This is a genomic window from Pelatocladus sp. BLCC-F211 (assembly GCF_041928655.1).
GTDB lineage: Bacteria > Cyanobacteriota > Cyanobacteriia > Cyanobacteriales > Nostocaceae > Pelatocladus.
Genome location: NZ_JBHFLM010000028.1, coordinates 1 through 19,703, shown reverse-complemented (window position 1 = coordinate 19,703; position 19,703 = coordinate 1). Strand labels below are relative to the sequence as shown.

The 19,703-nt window shown below is 39.9% G+C and carries 18 protein-coding genes and 1 tRNA gene; 11 read left to right on the top strand and 8 right to left on the bottom strand.

Features of this window, described 5'->3' with window-relative positions; all coding sequences use genetic code 11:
- Positions 1 to 140: 140 nt before the first annotated feature.
- The 3 genes from ACE1AT_RS02315 to ACE1AT_RS02305 all read right to left on the bottom strand — a co-directional run bounded on the left by ACE1AT_RS02315 (position 141) and on the right by ACE1AT_RS02305 (position 4,597).
- Positions 141 to 3,239 (bottom strand): amino acid adenylation domain-containing protein, encoded by a 3,099-nt coding sequence (locus tag ACE1AT_RS02315; protein WP_374865701.1) that lies wholly within the window; start codon positions 3,237 to 3,239, stop codon positions 141 to 143.
- 826 nt (positions 3,240 to 4,065) lie between these two features.
- The gene (locus tag ACE1AT_RS02310) at positions 4,066 to 4,404 is read right to left on the bottom strand and encodes an ArsR/SmtB family transcription factor (RefSeq protein ID WP_374865700.1); all 339 of its coding nucleotides are present in this window, start codon (positions 4,402 to 4,404) and stop codon (positions 4,066 to 4,068) included.
- 22 nt (positions 4,405 to 4,426) lie between these two features.
- Complete coding sequence (locus ACE1AT_RS02305; RefSeq protein ID WP_374865760.1) at positions 4,427 to 4,597, bottom strand: hypothetical protein; 171 nt, start codon at positions 4,595 to 4,597, stop codon at positions 4,427 to 4,429.
- On the opposite strand from ACE1AT_RS02305, the gene ACE1AT_RS02300 reads away from it, so the two are divergent.
- Positions 4,539 to 4,712: a metallothionein gene (locus ACE1AT_RS02300; RefSeq protein ID WP_071524799.1), complete on the top strand. Its 174-nt coding sequence runs from the start codon at positions 4,539 to 4,541 to the stop codon at positions 4,710 to 4,712. The two genes, ACE1AT_RS02305 and ACE1AT_RS02300, sit on opposite strands and share 59 nt — an antisense overlap.
- 232 nt (positions 4,713 to 4,944) lie before the next feature.
- On the opposite strand, the gene ACE1AT_RS02295 is transcribed toward ACE1AT_RS02300, so the two are convergent.
- Positions 4,945 to 6,357, bottom strand: coding sequence for a HEAT repeat domain-containing protein (locus tag ACE1AT_RS02295; RefSeq protein ID WP_374865699.1), 1,413 nt, complete (start codon positions 6,355 to 6,357; stop codon positions 4,945 to 4,947).
- 311 nt (positions 6,358 to 6,668) lie between these two features.
- Positions 6,669 to 7,961 carry a chloride channel protein gene (locus ACE1AT_RS02290; RefSeq protein ID WP_374865698.1) on the bottom strand — a complete coding sequence of 431 codons (1,293 nt, stop codon included), beginning with the start codon at positions 7,959 to 7,961 and terminating at the stop codon, positions 6,669 to 6,671.
- A gap of 265 nt (positions 7,962 to 8,226) precedes the next feature.
- Between ACE1AT_RS02290 and ACE1AT_RS02285 the strand changes: the two genes are divergently transcribed.
- Positions 8,227 to 9,162 (top strand): histone deacetylase, encoded by a 936-nt coding sequence (locus ACE1AT_RS02285; protein ID WP_374865697.1) that lies wholly within the window; start codon positions 8,227 to 8,229, stop codon positions 9,160 to 9,162.
- An 87-nt stretch (positions 9,163 to 9,249) separates the two neighbouring features.
- Here the strand turns inward: ACE1AT_RS02285 and pyrE are convergent, their stop codons facing one another.
- Positions 9,250 to 9,879, bottom strand: coding sequence for an orotate phosphoribosyltransferase (gene pyrE / locus ACE1AT_RS02280; RefSeq protein ID WP_374865696.1), 630 nt, complete (start codon positions 9,877 to 9,879; stop codon positions 9,250 to 9,252).
- A 226-nt stretch (positions 9,880 to 10,105) separates the two neighbouring features.
- On the opposite strand from pyrE, the gene ACE1AT_RS02275 reads away from it, so the two are divergent.
- Positions 10,106 to 10,561, top strand: a complete 456-nt coding sequence (locus tag ACE1AT_RS02275) for a hypothetical protein (protein WP_374865695.1) — start codon at positions 10,106 to 10,108, stop codon at positions 10,559 to 10,561.
- Between the two features lie 79 nt (positions 10,562 to 10,640).
- Here ACE1AT_RS02275 and ACE1AT_RS02270 read toward each other — a convergent pair.
- Positions 10,641 to 10,713, bottom strand: a tRNA-Ile gene (locus ACE1AT_RS02270).
- Positions 10,714 to 10,886: 173 nt separating this feature from the next.
- Between ACE1AT_RS02270 and ACE1AT_RS02265 the strand changes: the two genes are divergently transcribed.
- Both ACE1AT_RS02265 and ACE1AT_RS02260 read left to right on the top strand, forming a co-directional pair.
- Positions 10,887 to 11,579 carry a hypothetical protein gene (locus tag ACE1AT_RS02265; protein WP_374865694.1) on the top strand — a complete coding sequence of 231 codons (693 nt, stop codon included), beginning with the start codon at positions 10,887 to 10,889 and terminating at the stop codon, positions 11,577 to 11,579.
- Positions 11,580 to 11,710: 131 nt separating this feature from the next.
- Positions 11,711 to 13,084, top strand: a complete 1,374-nt coding sequence (locus tag ACE1AT_RS02260) for a hemolysin family protein (protein WP_374865693.1) — start codon at positions 11,711 to 11,713, stop codon at positions 13,082 to 13,084.
- A 96-nt stretch (positions 13,085 to 13,180) separates the two neighbouring features.
- Here ACE1AT_RS02260 and queC read toward each other — a convergent pair whose 3' ends face one another.
- The gene (gene queC, locus ACE1AT_RS02255) at positions 13,181 to 13,864 is read right to left on the bottom strand and encodes a 7-cyano-7-deazaguanine synthase QueC (protein ID WP_374865692.1); all 684 of its coding nucleotides are present in this window, start codon (positions 13,862 to 13,864) and stop codon (positions 13,181 to 13,183) included.
- A gap of 624 nt (positions 13,865 to 14,488) precedes the next feature.
- On the opposite strand from queC, the gene ACE1AT_RS02250 reads away from it, so the two are divergent.
- From ACE1AT_RS02250 to ACE1AT_RS02225, 6 genes are all read left to right on the top strand, one after another.
- Entirely contained in the window at positions 14,489 to 15,580 is a 1,092-nt protein-coding gene (locus tag ACE1AT_RS02250) for a Gfo/Idh/MocA family oxidoreductase (protein WP_374865691.1), read from the top strand.
- A gap of 159 nt (positions 15,581 to 15,739) precedes the next feature.
- The gene (locus ACE1AT_RS02245; RefSeq protein ID WP_374865690.1) at positions 15,740 to 16,354 is read left to right on the top strand and encodes a DedA family protein; all 615 of its coding nucleotides are present in this window, start codon (positions 15,740 to 15,742) and stop codon (positions 16,352 to 16,354) included.
- A gap of 261 nt (positions 16,355 to 16,615) precedes the next feature.
- The gene (locus ACE1AT_RS02240; protein WP_374865689.1) at positions 16,616 to 17,764 is read left to right on the top strand and encodes a ParM/StbA family protein; all 1,149 of its coding nucleotides are present in this window, start codon (positions 16,616 to 16,618) and stop codon (positions 17,762 to 17,764) included.
- A 5-nt stretch (positions 17,765 to 17,769) separates the two neighbouring features.
- Positions 17,770 to 18,279, top strand: a complete 510-nt coding sequence (locus tag ACE1AT_RS02235; protein ID WP_374865688.1) for a plasmid segregation centromere-binding protein ParR — start codon at positions 17,770 to 17,772, stop codon at positions 18,277 to 18,279.
- Between the two features lie 298 nt (positions 18,280 to 18,577).
- Positions 18,578 to 19,009 carry a hypothetical protein gene (locus tag ACE1AT_RS02230; protein ID WP_374865758.1) on the top strand — a complete coding sequence of 144 codons (432 nt, stop codon included), beginning with the start codon at positions 18,578 to 18,580 and terminating at the stop codon, positions 19,007 to 19,009.
- A gap of 411 nt (positions 19,010 to 19,420) precedes the next feature.
- Complete coding sequence (locus ACE1AT_RS02225) at positions 19,421 to 19,600, top strand: hypothetical protein (RefSeq protein WP_374865687.1); 180 nt, start codon at positions 19,421 to 19,423, stop codon at positions 19,598 to 19,600.
- Positions 19,601 to 19,703: the final 103 nt, after the last annotated feature.

Genomic DNA, 19,703 nt, shown 5'->3' with positions numbered 1-19,703 from the left:
GGACAAAAATGAAGATAGTTAGCGAGTGCCACTCGCTAACTAAAAACTACGCATCAAAAATGACCCCAGTTATTTTTCAAACTGAGTCCAACTGAGTTAAACGCCTAAAGCCTTTATGGTTCTTCAGGACTTATTAATATTCATCTGTGGATCAAGTAAGAAAAGTAGGTATGGAGCAATTTGGAATCAACAGCTGGACAGACTATGTTGGTTCCAGCTAATCCAGCTAATGTATTTCGGCAGTCAAAGGCCTGGGATACCAAAGCAGCTGTCTCTAAATAGCTTGCTTGATTGCCAGAATCCGAATCCGTAAACAAAAACAATACAGGACTCAGAGGATTTTCTTGCTTGGTGGCAAGATTCAGTAACCGTGCTTGCCAGTGTTGATAGTCTGTCCACTGAAGAGAGTAACCACATGCTTGGATTTGATTGACAAACTCATAGAAGGGTAAAGCATCAGGAGTAACTAAGTGAAACACTTTGCCCCAAGATGCTTCTTGTTGAGACAGATGGATAATGGCTTGGCTGACGTAATCTACAGGAGTAAGGCTCATCTGCACATCTAATTCAGGTGCATAGCCTAGCTGAATTAAACCTTTGACAAGTCTGGCTATTAAATCATTGCTTTGAGAAGCACCAGTCTGGCTATGTCCGATAATCGTGCCTAGCCTATAGATGCAGGCTGGAATACCTCTAGCAATGGCTGTCTTCACCAATTTCTCAGCAACCCATTTACTTTGGGCATAACCATCAGAAAGCCCTTTTGGATCAAGAAGATCATCTGTTTCTAAAATCTCTTGCATCCCAGCATAGTAAGGAGATTGGAAGACATCAAGAGTAGAGATGAAATGAACGGGTTTAACTTTGATCTGACTTGCTAATTTGAGGATTTCTTTGGTTCCATGTACATTGGCTGCCCGCAAAGCAGGATAAGGATAAATTAAATTAACAAAAGCTCCATTGTGATAAATCAGGTCAATCGAGTTGGCTAACTCATGGAATTCCTGCTGGGAAAGTCCTAACAAGGGTTGAGATAAATCTCCAACTACTGGAATAACTCTGGTGTCTAGATTTTGATCTGCAAGTAAATACTGTTTGAGGTTTCGGTAGAGTTTTTGCTTTGCTTGTTCAAGGCTAGTAGCTCGCACTAGACAATAAATACTAGCTTGAGTTTTTTGGAGAAGTTCGTGTAGTAAAAAAGCACCCACAAAACCAGTGGCTCCAGTGAGAAATATACGCTGGGGTTCCTGGTGAGACTTCATGAAAGGAACTGCGGGTGTAATAGTGGGATCTAGAACTGCATCTACCTGTAAATCTGCAATACTCACAGTCTTAGGTGTGCAGGTAGAGGTGATATTCTCAGCATTGGCGATCGCCACAGTAATTCCAGCTATGGTTGGCACTTCAAACAAAGACAGTAAAGGCAATTTTAGTTGTAATTCTGTGCGAATTTGAGACAACAACTGAGTGCAAAGTAGAGAATTTCCCCCCAGTTCAAAAAAGTCATCATGCACACCCACTTGCTCAATGCCCAAAATCTCTATCCACATCTGAGCTAATTTTTCTTCTAGTGGGGTGCGGGGAGCAACAAACTTTGTTTCTATATCAGGTCTTTTTTGTTTAAAAATAGCTGGTAGCGCCCGACGATCTACCTTGCCATTCGGTGTCAGAGGCAGAGTTGCAATTGCTACAAAGGCAGCAGGAACCATATATTCAGGTAGCTGCTTGCTTAAAAAAGTGCGTAGTTGCAAAATATCTATGTTTTGTTCCAGCAATTTTTGCATTCCACATTCTGGAACTATGTAAGCGACTAAGCGTTTGTGTCCAGGAACATCTTCTCGCACAATTACTACAGTTTCTCTCACAAGAGGATGTTGGCATAGAACAGCCTCAATTTCTCCTAGTTCGATGCGGTAGCCACGAACTTTGACTTGATGATCTATCCGTCCAATGTACTCAATGTTGCCATCACTGCGATAACGTGCTAAATCTCCAGTGCGATACAAACGAGCTTCTGGATCTTCGCTAAAAAGATCAGGAATAAATTTTGTTTGTGTGAGTTCCGGGCGATTCAGATAACCTCGTGCTAAACCTGCTCCTCCGATGAGTAACTCTCCTGGTTCGCCTGCTGGAACCAACTTGATTGAGCCGTTGTGAAAATTCTGATGTGGTTCTGCTAGATATATTTGCGTATTAGCGATCGCTTGACCAATAGGAACAGGAGTGTTTCCAGGCTCTACCTGATATACTGCTGACCAGACTGTAGTCTCGGTGGGACCATACATATTCCACACGGAAGCACTTCTTTGAAGCAGCTGATTAGCTAAATCACGAGACATAGCTTCACCACCGCAGAGGATTTTTAATTTTGGATTACCTTCCCAACCTGCGGCTAAGAGCATTCGCCAAGTAGCAGGTGTTGCTTGCATAACTGTGGCGTTAGATTGCTCCAAAACCTGTAATAACAGTTCTGCATTTGAGGTTACTTCTTTACTTACCAGTACGACGCAAGCACCAACTATCAATGGTAAGTAGAGTTCCAAAACAGCAATGTCAAAAGAGATCGTGGTGACAGCAACTAAGGTATCTTCATGGCTGAGTCCAGGAACTTCTCTCATAGATTTGAGAAAATTCACAACTCCTCGATGAAGAATTTGTACTCCTTTTGGTTTACCTGTTGAACCCGATGTGTAAATGGTATACGCTAAATCGTCGGCAATAACTTGGCTCGTTGGGTTATCTTCGCAGTACTGAGCAATTTTTTCCCAATCAGTATCCAGACACACTACCTGAGCCTGATGAACTGGTAAATATTCCAGCTGACTTTGTTCAGTCAGTAGTATTGGCAATTGGGAATCTTCTAGCATCAAAGCCAAGCGCTCTTGGGGATAAGCAGGATCGAGAGGTATATATGATCCACCAGCTTTGAGGATGGCTAGCAATCCAATCACCAATAAGGGCGATCGCTTCATGCAAATCCCAACCAATATATCAGGTTTCACATGCAAGCTTTGCAAGTAGTGAGCTAGTTGATTAGCTCGACTGTTCACCTCCTGATAGGTGATTTGTTGCTCCACTCTACAAGAAGTTGTATTCTGCGCGTCTGCAAAAATAACAGCAATGCGATCTGGTGAGATTTCTGCTTGCAGTTCGATTAACTGATGGATGCATTGATTGTTTGGATTGTCTGCTTGAGCATGATCACACTTTCCACGCAACTGCTGTAATTGTGTTGGCATTGGAAGTAACATAATATTTTACTTTTCTCGATAAAAGCTTGTTGCTTCAGTCAGAAATATAGAAAAAGGTTAAGAGATTTCTAAAAAAGAAATTACCAAGCAATCGTCAAATCATAGTAAGACCGCAAACTTTTGCGCCCTCTTCATTGGTATAATTTCTTTCAAGAATTACCTTAATGCAAGCAAATTTTGTAAATTTATTTGAGTATTCAAGTCCTACTAAGTACCTATTTTTGTAGCGGATATAGGCAGGTAAATACTTAAATTTGAAGCAAGAATATTAACAAGAGTTCTTTCTAAATAGGAAACACACATCACAAATTAACCCTTATTTCATTGCTCAAAAATATTAGAGTAGTAATATATGTTATCAAAAGGGTGCTTTTACTTAAAAGTAATGTAACTTTTAGTGTATAATTGGGGTATCAAATTAATACAAATTTAAAAATAATTTTAATCTGTAAATAGTCTGGAAAGCCTATATATTAAGCTTTTTTACAATCAAAAGTCTCAAATTTAAAATGGTATAAAAACTGGTTATTTGAATTTTAGTAAAGCAAATTAACTGGAATTGATAAGTAATGTTTTTTACTATATTAGTGGCAATTATATTTAACTTATGAAAATTTAGTAGAACTATATTGATTACTATATAACTATAAAATAAATTATTTTTCACAAGTGATTTAAAAGAATCATCATATGGTTATATAGCAACTAAACTAATTGACGCTTGAAAAGTAGGAAGTTAGTTTAACCATAGCTACAGTAGTAATCAAATTCAGCTAATTTCAAAGAATAAGTTTTCCTAAAAATAAGTATGCCTTTAATCGTAACTGTTGCATTTATTTACACCTAGAGCCACATTAGCCAGTAATTCATCTGCGAGATCCAAAAGTTGTGCTATGCGTTCATCACTGAGTCGATAGTATACAAAACGCCCTTGCTGTTGACGGACAACCAAATCACAACAGCGCAAACACCCAAGGTGATTAGATACATTAGACTGGCTTAGTCCTGTAACCTCAACAATCTCGTTAACAGTCAGCGGCCCAGAACGCAATGCATTCAGAATAGACATACGCGAGTGATCAGAAAATCCCCGAAACAGTTTGACTTTCAGATCAGTTGCTTGAGTTTTGGTAATTTTTGTTTTAGCTATCATTCAAATGTCTCAAAAAGTTTTACTATAGATACATATCAGCTCTCACTGATATGTTATTTTGATTGAGCAAAGATAGCGATCGCCATCTTTGCCAATTATCAATGATTTCATGAAATAAAGGAGAAGGTAAAGCTATGGCAACCGTAAGCCAAGTCAAATGCGCCTGTGGTTCTTGCCTGTGCGTTGTTTCCATTGAAGATGCCATTATGAAAGATGGTAAGCCTTACTGCTGTGAAGCTTGTGCAAACAGCCATCAAAGTGGTGAAGTCTGCACCCAATGTCAATCTGTTTGTGGCTGTGCATCATAAAATAGACTTCTTACACAAATAGTTTAGAAGATCCCCCTTCCCTTAGTCCGAATACGCTTGGTGATCAGCCCACAATCCTTTGTAGAGACGCGAAATTTCGCGTCTCCACAGATTCGTTTATTCATTCTCTCATTCCTAGTCTGAAGGCAGCATAAGCGTAAATTTCAAAATATGGGATGCTTCTAATGTCATACTTGCTTGATTGCGTTTTCAAACATCCAATTTACAATGATTAGCGCTTCTTTTTTTTCTTAGTTTTTGCTTTACCTTGTGAAATTCCAAAACCACCAAAACCTTTACTTGATGGTTGCTCAAGAGATTCAGTAAGTACAGTATTATCAAGTTCAGATTTGAACTGATTTGCTTCTGTTTCACTATTATTTATATCATTGCTTTGCTTCTGTTCAGTATTTTTATCTTCTAGTTTTTGTAGTTTTTCGACATCAGTGCTAGCATCTTCAAATAGTTGGATATCATGTGAAGTTACAGCTAGATTTTTTTCTACTTCCTCAGTAGTAATTTTGTCAGATTGTTTTTCATCGACAGCAAAATCTTGCGTTTGAGAAATATCTTCTGTTTGTTTTATATTGTCAACAGAAGTATCTTCAAGTTGTAATTCTTCGCTAGCAGTAATCTCTTGCGTTTGAGAAATATCTTCTGTTTGTTTTATATCATCAACAGAAGTATCTTCAGGTTGTAATTCTTCGCTAGCAGTAATCTCTTGCGTTTGAGAAATATCTTCTGTTTGTTTTATATCATCAACAAAATTATCCTCAAGTTGTGCTTTTTCGTTAGCAGCAAGTTCTTGCATTTGAGAAGTATCTTCTGTGTGTGTTACATCGCCAACAGAATTATCCTCAAGTTGTGCTTTTTCGTTAGCAGCAAGTTCTTGCATTTGAGAAATATCTTCTGTTTGTTTTATATCATCAACAGAAAAATTATCTAGTTGGGATACTCCATCTAAACTAATATCTGTAAATAGCGCTATTTCATCCGAATTAATATCCAAAATTTGACAGACATCATCCCAACTACCTGTTATCTCATCTGGTACACTTTGTCCGACAAAAGCACTTTTAATTACTGTTGCTGATTCTACTGCTTGTAATTCAATCAAAGAAGCAACAAGAAAGCCATTAATTTCTTGAGGATTGTGAGCAAATAATTTTAATTGTTGAGTAAGTACAGTAATACATTTTTGACGTGTGTCGGGATGCTGCTTGCAGATTTCTTCTAAACAATGGATAGCGGTAATGCGTGGAAAAATTCCGTGGGATTCGTCAGCTAAATAAGCTTGTAATCTAGGGATAGCGATTTCACCAAACCTGCCATAAACTTTAGGCATTTCTTCGTTTACCCAGTCGCTATCTTCTAGTTCATGAAATAGCTGTATCAATGGTTCTATTGCTACTTCTGCGCCTAATTGTCCTAGCGCACGCCATGCGTGGATTGGTCCCCACATCTCTAGACTTCCAGAATCTGCACCATTAAATCTTTGATCAATTGCCATCCTGATTAAGTCAGGGATATGTTCTGTATCTAGACCTAATTCTGCGGTATAGTTATACTCATTTGTAATTTTATGGCAATCACCCAAAGTTAGTAGTTTTTCTACAGGTGGTTGATAAATGGTGTGATTCTTCATCTGAAACAGTTTTACTCAACAATCAAATAACAGACTATAGCAGAAATTTACCTTGATACTAAATTAAGTTTACAAAGTATTAGATTAGAACTTGGTAAGTAGGTCTGCACAATAAAGTTAAGATGAATAAATACTCTGTTTTCCTACCCTGCCGGAAGGCGAAGCGCCTATGCGTTGAAAAATAAACTCAAATGTTTAGTTAGACTCAATAAAGAATAATTGGTAAGAGTTTTAGCTTTGGTAAGATATTTAGAGCAATTAAAAAAGCGACTTAAATTGCCCAAAAAACTACTTAAATCAGCCGTATAAGTTTACGATGCATCCTGCTGAGACTTAATTTGAGATGTAATTAAAGGAACTTTTGGAGCAAAAAAGAAACCAATTAAACTTGCAAATAAAATTGGTGTTAAGGGAGCAAAATTAGTCAGTTTTGACAGCAATAAAGTTGTGCTGATTGGTGTACGTGTGACTGCGGCGTTGATAGCTGCCATTACACAAATCATTGATAGAGAAGGATTAATTCCAGGAACAAAAACCGCTATTGCTTTACCAAGACAAGCGCCAATAAAAAACAGGGGAATAATAAATCCACCGGGCCATCCACCTGTTACTGTCACACCAATAGCAACCATTTTACCCAAGGCTAAACCCAACAGCAAAACGCCAGAAAAGCTAGTAGTAGCGATGATTGCTAACTGATCATGTCCAAAATAACGAGTTAGCGGTAATGAGTATGATAAGATTCCCAAACCCAGCCCTGCTAAAGTTGTGCGAAGATAAACTGGGCCAGGAATACGGGTAAATAAGCGATCGCATCCGTGAAAAATTCCTATAAATACCCATCCTGCCAAAGCTCCGATCATCCCCAAGAGGATAGCAAACAAAACATCATCAATGCTTTCTAAACTGTACTGGGGTAAATACCAAATCGGTGCAATTCCTAAACGCGTAATTAGCGCAAACACTAGGTAACTAGCACAACTCGAAACAATAGCTGGCATCAGTGCTTGATAGTACTCCACCACATACTGATGATGCAATATCTCTAAAGCAAACACCGCACCACCGAGAGGTGCGCCAAATAAAGCAGTAAAACCTGCTGCCATTCCCGCTAAACTCATATTACGGACATCTTCACCTTGAAGTTTCAGGCGATCGCTAACCCAAGTACCAAAGGAACCTGTTACCTGTACTAGTGGTGCTTCTGGTCCAGCGCTACCACCTGCTGAGATCCCAACTAAAGAAGCAAGAATCATCGCAGGATTTTTGGCAGTATCCAAACGTCCACTGCGAAAATGAATGTTGTCGATAATAACGCCGATTTCTCCGGGCTTACCAAGAAAATGAATTACTAAACCGACTATTAAACCCGCTAATGGCATTACCAGCAACACACCCCAACCAGGTAATTTTTGTAGCGCGTGAGTTAGTAGCTCTAGGATATTCCAATACAAAGCAGCAAATAAGCCACCGACAATCCCTACCAATACCCAACGCAAAACCCAACGGGAAATCATGAAAGGATTACGCCTTGTTAGTCCGAATAGTTGCGAAAATGTCCAACGTTGAGTTTGATCTAATCTTTGACGCTGCTTTGGTTGCACTGTAGTAGTTACCGTAGTGAAAAACGAGATAGGAAATTTTGACTCTTTTTGTGTCAATTGTCATCTACTTGACTAAAGAAATTTTAATTTATCTTGGGTGCCTGTAAAAATAAGCTAAATGTCAAGATTAAACCTAACTCAATTGGTGCAGATGGCTTAATACTCAAGATAGTGTGTATCTTATTTCAGCTAAATCATTGGTTTCACAAAAGACTAGGAAAGATACAATTGCAATGAGTATCCATATGCCAATTTTGCTTGGACTATGTTGTCAGTTATCTACTCGGACGAATTTTTGGATCACAAAACCGGATATCTCCATCCTGAAAAACCAGAACGCTTAAGTGCTATTACTAGCGCTTTAAAAGCTGCAACTTTTGCTTCTCAAATTGAGTGGCGATCGCCTACACCAGTAGTAGATCGTCCTTTAATCTCGCTCATCGAAGAAGCACACAGCCAAATTTATATTAAAACAGTCCAAGAAATAGCCTCTAATGGTGGTGGTTACTTGGATACAGATACAGCAGTGTCCCCGCGCAGTTATGATGTGGCATTACTAGCAGTAAGTGCTTGGCTGGATGGAGTAGATATCGTCCGAGAAACTGGCGAACCCGCTTTTGTGTTGGCACGTCCACCAGGACACCATGCTGAAAGAGAATATGGCATGGGGTTTTGTTTATTTGCTAATGCTGCGATCGCTGCTTTCTATGCTCTGAAACAACTAGATATTAACCGTGTCGCTATTTTAGATTGGGATGTGCATCATGGTAATGGCACCCAAGCAATTGTGGAAACTAACCCTCAAATCGCTTATTGTTCACTCCATCAATATCCTTGCTATCCAGGAACTGGTAAAGCAACAGAAAAAGGTTTTCATAGCAATGTCCTCAATATACCGATACCACCTGGTAACGATATTGGAGTATACCAACCTATTTTTGAAAAAAAGGTTGTACCCTTTCTGTCAGACTTTCAACCAGATTTATTAATAGTTAGTGCCGGTTATGACGCTAATGCTGCTGACCCACTAGCAATGATTAATCTCCAACCCCAAGACTACGGTTTGTTTACTAACTATTGTTTGGGGATCACTCGTCGAATTTTATTTGGATTAGAAGGTGGCTACGATTTGCCAGCACTCTCCCAATCTGTCGTAGCCACTATTAGTCAATGTTTAGAGACTTCCAATTTTAAACTTTAAATGAGACAAGGTTTGAGAGTTTACTCACTGCGATCGCCTAAGTCAACATCATTCAAACTCTTGCTAATGACTATTGTACAGACGCGATTAATCGCGTCTACTAATGACTTTTCGATATCTTTCCTGAATATCCTCAATTGTAAACACTGACTGAAAATTCAACCCTACTGACTGATAAAACTCTGCTCCGCCTTGCTGGCGATCTACCAGGGAAATTACTTGATTAACAGTATAATCTGCTGCTCTGAGACGTTCAACTGCTTTCATGGCAGATTGTCCAGTAGTGACAACATCTTCTAAAACCACTACATTTGCACCTGCTGGCAAATTTGGCCCTTCTATGTACGCCTTTGTTCCGTGGCCTTTGGCTTCTTTGCGAATAATCAGTGCTGGTATAGGGCGATGCTCATAGGCAGACACCACACTCACAGCACTCACAATCGGATCTGCACCCAATGTTAACCCAGCTATCGCCTGAGTATCTTGTGGTAATAGCGATAAAATAATACGACCAATTGCTAAAGCACCTTGGGGATGGAGTGTAACTTGTTTACCATTGATGTAATAAGAACTACGTTGTCCAGAAGAAAGAACAAAATCGCCTTCTTGATATGCAAGTTGGCAAAATAAATCTAGTAACTTGTCACGTAGGCTTGGCAAATCACTATTAACTGCCCAGATGTCAGACGGGATAGGGGTTTGAGCTTGGTAAGTCATTACAAATGAATAAAATTTGTGCTAAACCAATGGTTGAACTTCTCAGTAATTAGGGGTAAAAAATATAACTATGTATTTTCGTTATTGGTTGTTGTTTGTTAACCACTAACAACTACAACTGTACGGGCTAACAGTCGTTACCCCTACTAACCACTAACAGTCGCTACTAGAAGTTCTCAAGATAAGGATAAGTGAAGATTTGCACAAAGATAGAGGAAAGATAAAAATGGCTTTAAAATTCAGAGTTTGGGGTGGATTGTTGGTACTGTTGACTACTGCGATCGCAATTCCGGCTTTAGCTCAAGATGAAGCACAAATATCGAATAATGACTATGTAACACCAAATGAAGCTTTTGAACGAGCTTATTTTCAAAATTCTCCTGATTTCTTTAGTAGTATCACCAGTCAAAGCGACATAAACGATATTTTTGGTCTTGGTTCATTTTCCCGAAAAAGTTTTTCCCGAAATACTTTTCCGGAAAATCAAATAGCCAGAGATAGCGAGTTAGTTCACATTCTCTATCGAGACATTCTTTACCAACAGGTTAGTAATGATCCTTATCTTCGTAGTCCCGATTTACCCAATCCTTACAACACTTCGCTGTTAATGTCTCCAGGCTTGAATGCTAACAAGCTTAAGGTTGGTACTGAGTTTCGGTTTGAACAAATGCCCCCTCGTTAAGGTTCCACTATAAAAAAATTAACAATCAATAGTCTGTTAAAGACTATTGATTGTTTAACTGATGACCAAATACTTGAAGTCCAGGGTGCAGGAGTTGAACCTGCCTAAGGCGAATTATGAGTTCGCTGCCTCAACCGCTCGGCCAACCCTGGTCGTGTCTGATAGATTATAGCATAGTTTTATTAATAGTGTGCGATCGCAACTTGCTTTTTAGGTTTTAACACTAGATAATTTGATCTTGCTATAGTGCAGACTAATATTAATTAAGTCCCTGAAAAACCCAGTTTAAAACAATCCAATATTTTTCTGCCATAGCTTGCTAGCAATGAAACTAAATTCTACTGTAGTTTTAACTTTAACTTTATTAGCTCTGATGTTGGGAGCTGGCTCTGTAAGTGCTTTTTTAGGATTTGATATTGGTAGTAAAGCACTCAAAGGCGTGACTGCACCAGATTCTCGCCCTACCACCAAGTTCGCCAGTGCTAAAACCGGTAACTCCCAACATGGGGGACTGGTGCTTTTAAAAGAAGAAGAAATTCTCAAAACTGTAAAGGCAAGAATAGAGGGCAAAAATAAAACCCCTAAATCAGAACAAGAAGAAGAGGAGACTGTTACCAACAAACAGAATCCACAGGACAAACCCCAGCCAGAAGTTGAAGAAAAACCCCAGCCAGGATTTCCAGTTTCTGCTGAAAGTGAAGGCGTCAGTCTTTCGGTACAATCTGCTCGCTATTCTGGCGGTGCATTGCAACTGCGGGTTAAAATGCAGAACAAAAGCAAAGATTCTGTACGCTTCCTCTACAGTTTTTTAGATGTCTCAGATGATAAAGGACGAACCCTGAGTGCTAGTACAGATGGTTTACCGTCAGAATTACCGAACAACAGCCCGACATATACTGGTACTGTTAGCATTCCCACAGCTTTGCTTGACGATGTCAAAAGCATTTCACTTTCTCTAACAGATTATCCAGCTCAACAACTAAAGTTGGAAGTGTTAGATATTCCTGTAGGAAGGTAGTAGGAGATCGGGGACAAGGGGACAAGGGAACAAGGGGACAAGGAGGACAAGGAAGAATTATTTAACAAATCTCTTCCCAATCCCCAATCCCCAATCCCAAACTTGGGTGTGCATTTTACACGGGCTTTGCAGTGATAGGTTTTCCTAGCTTGAATTGGACTGATGTATGGCTGCGAGTGTTGTCAGTGCTGCTGCTGATTGCCATCAACGCTTTTTTTGTCACAGCAGAATTCTCAATGGTAACAGTACGGCGATCGCGTATTCATCAGTTAGTACAAGCTGGTGATATACAAGCATTATCCGTTGAAGTTCTACAGCGTAGTATAGACTTATTGCTGTCTACAACTCAGCTAGGGATTACTCTCTCAAGTTTGGCGCTGGGGTGGATTGGAGAAAGCACAATTGTTGTGATAGTCAAATCATGGCTACAATCCTGGCCTCTTCCTGGAGGAATAAATATTGCGATCGCTCATTCATTATCAATCCCGATCGCCTTTTTTTTCATTGCCTATTTGCAAATAGTTTTGGGCGAACTGTGTCCCAAATCAGTAGCGATGCTGTACTCAGAACAGCTAGCACGATTTTTAGGGCCTTCTGTGAAAGCTATCGTGCGGTTTTTTAATCCCTTTATTTGGATTCTCAACCAATCAACTCGCTGTTTGTTGCGATTATTTGGCATCCAATATACTGGTCAAAGTTGGAGACCCCCTGTTACTCCTGAAGAATTACAGTTAATTATCTCTACAGAACGTGAATCTACTGGATTAGAAGCGGGAGAACGAGAACTCCTCAAAAATGTTTTTGAGTTTGGAGAAGTAACAGCACAAGCAGTGATGGTTCCTCGTAACAACATAGTAGCTTTACCTCAGGATGCGACTTTGCAGATTTTTCTTGAACAAATGGCAGCTACGGGTTACTCTTATTTCCCAATAATTGGAGAATCGCTAGAAGATATTATTGGTGTCGTTTACTTTCAAGACTTAGCAAAACCATTAGTTGTAAGCAAATTAGTTTTAGAAACACAAATCCAATCTTTGATACGTCCGGTAAGATTTGTGCCAGAACACACCACATTAGGTGAATTATTACCGATGATGCAGCAAGAAAAGCTGGGAATGGTAATAGTAGTGGATGAGTTTGGTGGAACGGTTGGACTGGTCACTATTGAAGATGTAATTGCCCAAATTATTGGTGATATCGGTATTGTAGAAAATCATGATGAATTGCTAATTGAGTTTGTAGATGACCAAACATTCTTAGTGCAAGCGCAAATTAATTTAGAAGAGTTGAACGATGTGTTACATCTCAATTTGCCTTTGCGAAGAGAATATCAAACACTTGCAGGTTTTATGCTATACCAATTACAAAAAATTCCTGCTTTGGGTGAAACTCTCCGTTACCAAAATTTGGAATTAACTGTCACCTCAGTTGATGGACCCCGCTTGCATCAAATTCAAGTACGACGCTTTGAGGAGGACACGAGGACGCGGGGACAAAACAATTAAAAATTAAAAATTGGGAGGAGGGACAAGGGAAACATGGGAGACGCGGGGAATTACAGATGAAATACTCTCCGCGTCACCGTGTCTTCCAAAACCACGTCAAAAAACCGAAGCATAATTCAATGGATCTTTAAGTCCTAATTCAGCAAAAGCAGCAAGACGTAAACGACAAGAATCGCAGACACCACATGCTAGTTCATCACCAGCGTAGCAAGACCAAGTAAGTTCCCAAGGAACTCCCAATTTATTTCCTAATTGGATAATATCAGTTTTTTTTAGCTCAAGCAGAGGTGCAACAATGGTGATCGGCTTGCCTTCGCGTCCTTGTCTTGTTCCTAAACGAAATACTTCCTGCATTGCTTGGATATAATCAGGACGACAATCAGGATATCCAGAGTAATCTAAGGCATTGACGCCAATGTAGACACGTTCGGCGGCGATAGTTTCAGCGTAGGCAAGAGCAAAGCTTAAAAAGATTGTATTCCGTGCAGGTACGTAGGTAACAGGAATATTTTGCGACATTTCTTCCAAAGAACGCTTTTGGGGTAAATCAATAGTGTCGTCTGTAAGTGCTGAACCACCCCACTGACGTAAGTCAAAAGTTACTATTTGATTTTGGACGACACCTGCTTTTTGTGCGATCGCTAATGCTGATTGCAATTCTCTACGATGCCGTTGTTGGTAGTCAAAGGAAACAGCATAACACTCACAACCATCCACGAGTGCTTGATACAGAACAGTCGAAGAGTCTAATCCACCAGACAATAAAATTACAGCTTTCATATTCATGCTTGGGTGTAGGGGCTTAAGGGTATAGGGGTGTAGAGACACAGATAAACTGATTATCTATGCTCATACACCCTTACTCCCTTTAAATCCATCGATGATATCTGAAAATCGTATGCTTTGGGTTTATCGCCTTACATCCCTACACCCTTACTTCTTTAAATCCATCTCTGCTTAACAAACAACAAGAATTGCTGACTTTTTTACTGATTTTAACGCAGATAAATGCTATTCCAATAAAGCCTTTCTAAATCAAAATCTCTCTATAGTTAGTAACTTAACTAACAAAAAATTATTTATTTTTAGTGGGAATAATTAGATAATTATACCGCAAATTGATTTTTGAGTCTCACTAACAAACATATGCTCTTACCATACTTGTTTTTTAAAGTCAAAAATAGTACTAGTTTATTTATTTGTAAAGTTTAGAAATAAACATCAAACTCTACTGAGTATAAAAAACAGACCCAGATGGTGGGAACTCATAACAAACTTTGAAATTCTTCATAAATAGAACCTCTATGTTACCATCTGGATGGTTTTAGACGACTAATCAGTGGCAGTTTAAGTATCAAAGCCGACGATTATTACAGCGTCTCTAAATTGGTGGTTGAGGAGAGAATGAGAGTGCAAGATAGCAGTATGTCAGCAGGAGAACAAAACGGACACGGACACCGCACCCAGCCCCACCCGATCCGCATAGGCGTGATCGGGGTGGGTAATATGGGGCAACATCATACCCGTATCCTAAGTTCCATGAAAGATGTTGAACTGGTTGGGGTTGCAGATATAAATGTCGAACGAGGATTAGAAACCGCCAGTAGATACAAGGTGCGTTTTTTTGAAGATTATTGCGATCTGTTACCCCATGTGGAAGCGGTTTGCATTGCTGTTCCCACGCGCCTACATTACGCTGTGGGAATTTCTTGTCTTTTGGCAGGAATCCACGTCTTGGTAGAAAAACCGATTGCAGCCAGTATTTCCGAAGCCGAATCGCTAGTTAATGCTGCTGCTGAATCCGGTTGTATTCTCCAAGTAGGTCACATTGAGCGCTTCAGCCCAGCCTTTCAAGAATTAAGCAAGGTATTAAAAACTGAAGAAGTGCTGGCCTTAGAAGCCCATCGCATGAGTCCCTACTCAAATCGTGCCAATGACGTCTCAGTTGTTTTGGATTTAATGATCCATGATATTGACTTACTATTAGAATTAGCTGCCTCACCAGTGGTGAAGTTAACAGCTAGTGGCAATCATACCTTAGACTCTGGTTATTTGGATTATGTGACTGCGACCTTAGGATTTGCCAATGGCATTGTTGCCACCTTGACTGCTAGCAAAGTCACTCACCGCAAAATCCGCAGCATTGTCGCCCATTGTAAAAGTTCATATACAGAGGCAGATTTTCTCAAGAATGAAATTTTGATTCATCGTCACACTACACCTAACTCTGTGACAGACTATCGGAAAGTCCTTTACAAGCAAGATGGTGTGATTGAAAAAGTTTATACTAGCAACACTGATAAATTGGGTGCAGAATTGGAACATTTTGTCAACTGTGTGCGGGGTGGGAACCAACCTTCAGTAGGCGGAGAACAAGCACTTAAAGCCTTAAGATTAGCAAGTCTAATTGAGCAAATGGCTATGGAAGAAAGAGTTTGGAACCCATTGGATTGGGAATCTGAATCGAGAGTGCAATCTTTAACACCCACCGTTTAACAAGAGTAGGAGAGTAAAACAGCAACAGAGGGAGAGAAGTAAGAAATTACTTTTTCCCTCTCTTTTAATGTGAGTTGTTGGCGGTTGGTTGCTCAAAACAACGAACAACACACAAAATTTAGCAAAGAGAATTCAATAGCAATTTTAGGAATTGACTCAATGACTGATTGGATCAAAACTACTATCGAATCTATGGGCTATGTGGGAATTGCCCTATTGATGTTCCTGGAAAATCTTTTTCCCCCGATTCCTTCGGAATTGATTATGCCTCTAGCAGGATATACAGCAAACCTACCAGATGCCAAGCTCAACGTTATTGGTGTATTTTTTGCCGGACTTGTAGGTTCTGTGTTAGGCGCACTCATCTGGTACTATCCTGGTAAGTTTCTTGGTGAAAACCGCTTAAAAGTCTGGGCTGATAGATATGGTAAGTGGCTAACCATAAGTAGTAAAGACATCAGTAAATCTAAGCATTGGTTTGATCGGCAGGGTAACAAAGCTGTTCTGATGGGTCGCCTAGTACCAGGAATTCGTACCTTGATTTCTGTACCCGCAGGACTTAGCAATATGCCTTTACCATCTTTTATATTTTATACAACTGTGGGTAGCGCTGCTTGGGTAGGTTTGCTAACATACTCAGGATACATATTGGGTAGTCAATATGAACTTGTAGACAAGTACCTTGCTCCTGTATCAAAAATTGTGCTTGCGGTTATACTTTTAGCATTTCTTGTTTTGGTATTAAAGCGGAAGCACAAACATAGGAGAAGATAAAAACCTTGCCCCGGATTACAATCTACAAAAACAACTGTTTTGGTGTAAAAAGTAGCGTTATTAATGAGAACAAGCTACTTGTGACTTGCTATTTGACTTTGTTTCCGTATAGCCTTAGCAAAATAGCTCACATTCATTAATTCAGTAATTTTTGGCAGGTTTTCACCTAAAAATTGACGCTACCAAAAATTTCTGATACACGCATTTTTGTAAGATGAGCATGGTAACTTTTTTAAGCATAAGTAAGTACTAGGAGCTTTCATGACAGACCAACCTTCCGCAGCTACCCCGATGAATGCTGCTGCCATACCAATGAATAGAGTATCGGCATCTACTCCGATCAATGCTACTCCTACCCCAACTGTTGGTAGCACCACAAGTAAAAAGATTCTCAGTGTTGACTTAGGTAGAACTTCCACAAAAGCTTGTGTGAGCCGCGAACCAGGAAATGTAATATTTGTCTCTGCCAACGTTAAAGAAATGTCAATGGAACAAGTGCGAGGAGGTGTCTTTGAAGCCCGCGCAACAGATCCCTTGATGGATTTGTGGTTGGAGTATCAAGGTAGTGGATATGCTGTAGGTCAACTAGCTGCCGACTTCGGTGCTAATTTGGGCGTAGGTCAATCCAAAGTAGAAGATGCACTTGTCAAAACCTTGGCTTGTGCTGGTTATTTCAAGCTGAAAGATGATATTTCTGTTGTGTTGGGTTTGCCTTACCTTTCCCAAGAACAGTTTGAAAAGGAAAAAGCCCAGTTGGTTAGCCAATTGAGTGGTCCTCACACGATGAAGTTTCGCGGCGAAGATGTATCGCTAAACATCAGTAAGGTTTGGGTAATGCCAGAAGGTTATGGCAGTCTACTATGGTGCGAAGCTCAACCAAAGAAAACCGCAGCAATGCCTGATTTTACTAAGGTATCAGTGGGGATCGTAGATATTGGACATCAAACTATTGACTGTTTGATGATAGACAACTTCCGCTTTGCTAGAGGTGCTTCTAAGAGTGAAGACTTTGGTATGAGCAAGTTTTATGAACTCGTAGCCGCCGAAATTGATGGAGCCGATAGCCAATCTCTGGCTTTAATTGCTGCTGTTAACCGCCCCAAAGGCGATCGCTACTATCGTCCCAGAGGTGCAGGCAAACCCGCCAACCTAGATGATTTTCTTCCCAATTTAATAGAAATGTTTTCGCGTGAAATTTGCAGTCGTGTGTTAGCATGGCTTCCAGAGCGCGTCACTGATGTGATTCTCACTGGTGGCGGTGGGGAGTTCTTCTGGGAGGACGTTCAACGTCTATTAAAAGAAGCAAAAATTAATGCCCACTTAGCATCACCATCTCGACAAGCTAATGCTCTAGGTCAGTTTATTTATTCAGAGGCACAACTATCCGCCAATCGCTCTTCTAGGGCTTAAAAATAATGTTCCAATGGTCAAAAAAGGTGGTTAAATCGGTTACGTTCAACCCAGGGGTGGCTGACGAAAGCTTGTTAGCGCTTATTGAAAGCCAATTGGAGAAAGATCCCAATAAGACTTTCAGCGACCTCTGTAAAGAGGCCCTGTGGCAAGCTTTGTGCGTGCCAGAATCAGTAAGACCAAGCCCACCGTCTACTCCACAACCAGTATCGACAAAAGGAGTAGAACCACAAATAGCTGAACTACAAAGGCAATTGGCTGACCTTGAGGAACGTTTTTTTGCCAAAGAATCTCATCGATTAGAGATGATGGAACGCCACCTGACACAACTCAGTCAACAAGTGGCACAACTGGCAATTATGGTGAATCAAACGCAAGCCATACAGTCGCCATTACCATCAACACCAGTACCAGAAGTAGTAAATCATACTGTTACCACTTCTTATACTGTTCCACCTCCTCAAGATGTTGATCCTGTAATTAGCCGTCTGAGTCAGTATTTGGATGATTTTTAGGAACCCCAGGGTGTGATATTATTGTGCCGCTTTTGACCTCCTTAGTAGAATCTCTATTAAGGAGGTTTAATATTTCAGGTAGTATTGAGCATTTGGGCAAGGAGAACAAAACAATTCACGCCTAAGCTGCGGGAACACCAAGACTGTACAAAATTCAAGCATTCAAAATAAAGAATCTTTTTGACTTTTGATTTGTTAGGCTGTTAACAACCAAGAACTAACAATTGATACTGAGCAAGTTTGGTAAGCTGAGTTGTAGATTAGCTATTAAGGTTCGATATTATTCAAGGTGTATGTTATGCTTTTGCGATCGCTCACGGTTATTTTCTTTTCCTGCCTGCTTGGAGTATTTTCGTGGGTGCTTACTGCTCCTGCGATCGCGCTTACCCAAATTAGGCTATTTGATATCACTTACAAAGACTGTCCAGCAGAAATAGGAAAAGGAGCAGTTACAAGTGGTAATACCATGACAGCTAACTGTTTTCTGGTTACAGGTAAAGCTGAGAACTCAACCTATAAAACAGTCTATGATGCAGATATTTTTGGACGCATATATGATGCCAACAATGACCCAGTAATGCAAAATCGTACCCGTCTTGGCTCAATTCCTGAAGTACCACCAGGGATCAGTGATTTTGAATTAAGAATTTCTGTAGCAGCAAATCAACCTACCCCTCTCAAGCTCAAACAATTTAAAGCCGCGGGGTTTGGCACCCAAGTCCGTAAATAATATACTAGACTTATCTAAAAATTAGGTTTTGACCTTTGCTGTATAAGGCTTTGAAGGTCATTTGCGGAGATGTCTACTGAATTGACTCATCCCACGACTTTTAATGAAAAGCTGAACATATATGTGTATATCCAACACTTCACTTAATTAAACATCTGAGTGCTTGTCACTTTTTATGGATTAATTCTTTTTCGTCCTAGCTATCACTAGGAGCGCTCAACCCTAGTGTTTTCTTTACCACCCTAAGATTATGCAGGAAGATTCAGTATTTCTAAAACTGAAATACTGAATCTTCCTGCTGTAACGGTTTGGAAGTCCCTAGTAGAAAAATCCCAGTTATATAAATAAAAATCTTGTCCCTGGTGGTCAGCCAACCCTTGTCATCTGCTGGTTGTAGAATTTGCAATCATTATGAAACAGCTTATTGGGCATAAAGTTAGGTTTCCAAAAGAAGGTAAGAATGCCAAAACGCCAAAAAAAGAAGATGAGGTAAAAGGAAAAAACAAAAAAGCTGCTATAGTAATCAAGTGCGAAAGGCAAAAAGCAAGAGCCGAGCAAGCGAGTCAGCAAAACAGAAAAAAAGATTTCTGAAATAGTTGACAAAAAGAAAAGAGCTTGCTAACCTAGATAAAGTGTCAAGCAAAAGCAAGACGCCACGAACCTTGAAAATTCAATAGTTTGAAAGCCATAAAAA

Excerpts from the sequence above, each read along its gene's own strand:
- ACE1AT_RS02315 (WP_374865701.1), bottom strand. The coding sequence starts at position 3,239 with ATGCCAACACAATTACAGCAGTTGCGTGGAAAGTGTGATCATGCTCAA.
- ACE1AT_RS02310 (WP_374865700.1), bottom strand. The coding sequence starts at position 4,404 with ATGATAGCTAAAACAAAAATTACCAAAACTCAAGCAACTGATCTGAAA.
- ACE1AT_RS02300 (WP_071524799.1), top strand. The coding sequence starts at position 4,539 with ATGGCAACCGTAAGCCAAGTCAAATGCGCCTGTGGTTCTTGCCTGTGC.
- ACE1AT_RS02305 (WP_374865760.1), bottom strand. The coding sequence starts at position 4,597 with ATGGAAACAACGCACAGGCAAGAACCACAGGCGCATTTGACTTGGCTT.
- ACE1AT_RS02295 (WP_374865699.1), bottom strand. The coding sequence starts at position 6,357 with ATGAAGAATCACACCATTTATCAACCACCTGTAGAAAAACTACTAACT.
- ACE1AT_RS02285 (WP_374865697.1), top strand. The coding sequence starts at position 8,227 with ATGTTGTCAGTTATCTACTCGGACGAATTTTTGGATCACAAAACCGGA.
- pyrE (WP_374865696.1), bottom strand. The coding sequence starts at position 9,879 with ATGACTTACCAAGCTCAAACCCCTATCCCGTCTGACATCTGGGCAGTT.
- ACE1AT_RS02275 (WP_374865695.1), top strand. The coding sequence starts at position 10,106 with ATGGCTTTAAAATTCAGAGTTTGGGGTGGATTGTTGGTACTGTTGACT.
- ACE1AT_RS02265 (WP_374865694.1), top strand. The coding sequence starts at position 10,887 with ATGAAACTAAATTCTACTGTAGTTTTAACTTTAACTTTATTAGCTCTG.
- queC (WP_374865692.1), bottom strand. The coding sequence starts at position 13,864 with ATGAAAGCTGTAATTTTATTGTCTGGTGGATTAGACTCTTCGACTGTT.
- ACE1AT_RS02250 (WP_374865691.1), top strand. The coding sequence starts at position 14,489 with ATGAGAGTGCAAGATAGCAGTATGTCAGCAGGAGAACAAAACGGACAC.
- ACE1AT_RS02245 (WP_374865690.1), top strand. The coding sequence starts at position 15,740 with ATGACTGATTGGATCAAAACTACTATCGAATCTATGGGCTATGTGGGA.
- ACE1AT_RS02240 (WP_374865689.1), top strand. The coding sequence starts at position 16,616 with ATGACAGACCAACCTTCCGCAGCTACCCCGATGAATGCTGCTGCCATA.
- ACE1AT_RS02235 (WP_374865688.1), top strand. The coding sequence starts at position 17,770 with ATGTTCCAATGGTCAAAAAAGGTGGTTAAATCGGTTACGTTCAACCCA.
- ACE1AT_RS02230 (WP_374865758.1), top strand. The coding sequence starts at position 18,578 with ATGCTTTTGCGATCGCTCACGGTTATTTTCTTTTCCTGCCTGCTTGGA.
- ACE1AT_RS02225 (WP_374865687.1), top strand. The coding sequence starts at position 19,421 with ATGAAACAGCTTATTGGGCATAAAGTTAGGTTTCCAAAAGAAGGTAAG.